1 pseudogene is annotated in these 717 nt (G+C 46.7%); it reads left to right on the forward strand.

Annotated elements, in window-relative coordinates:
- Positions 1 to 641, forward strand: a pseudogene (locus tag B7C60_RS19080) (thymidine phosphorylase); the annotation flags it as partial.
- Positions 642 to 717 lie beyond the last annotated feature (76 nt).

The following is a 717-nucleotide window of genomic DNA, read 5'->3' on the forward strand; positions in this document are numbered from 1 at the left end:
GTGCAGGTACCAAGACTACGGCTATTTTAACCGATATGAACCAAGTATTGGCTTCATCGGCAGGTAATGCGTTAGAGGTGCGTGAAGCCATACGCTTTTTAACTGGTGAATATCGTAACCCTCGCTTATTTGAGGTAACCATGGCCTCGTGTATTGAGATGTTACTGTTGGCTAAATTAGCCAACGATCCTCAAGACGCACGTACCAAGTTACAAGCCGTGCTCGATAACGGACAAGCGGCAGAACGGTTTGGAAAAATGGTGGCAGGACTGGGTGGCCCTCATGACTTGATTGAAAATTATCAACGTTATTTAGACAAAGCGCAGGTGATCAAACCGGTTTATGCTGAGCAAAGCGGTGTCGTCTCTGCTATGGATACCCGCGCGATTGGTATGGCGGTCGTCAGTATGGGCGGTGGACGACGAGTGGCAACTGATGCCATCGATTATGCCGTAGGTTTTGATCAATTTGTCCGTTTAGGTGAAAGAGCAGACCACACCACACCACTGGCGGTGATTCATGCCCGCAGTGAAGCACAATGGCATTCTGCTGCGAAAGTACTTCAACAAGCCGTTAAGATTGGCGGCAATTATCAAGAAACTCCGGAAATCTATCGTCAAATTCGACCTGAAGATGTGTAACTCCGGTGAGGAAAAATAATGAAAAGAACATTTATATTAGTTTTAGACTCCTTTGGTATTGGTGCGGCACCTGATG

This window comes from Vibrio fujianensis, assembly GCF_002749895.1.
Lineage (GTDB): Bacteria > Pseudomonadota > Gammaproteobacteria > Enterobacterales > Vibrionaceae > Vibrio > Vibrio fujianensis.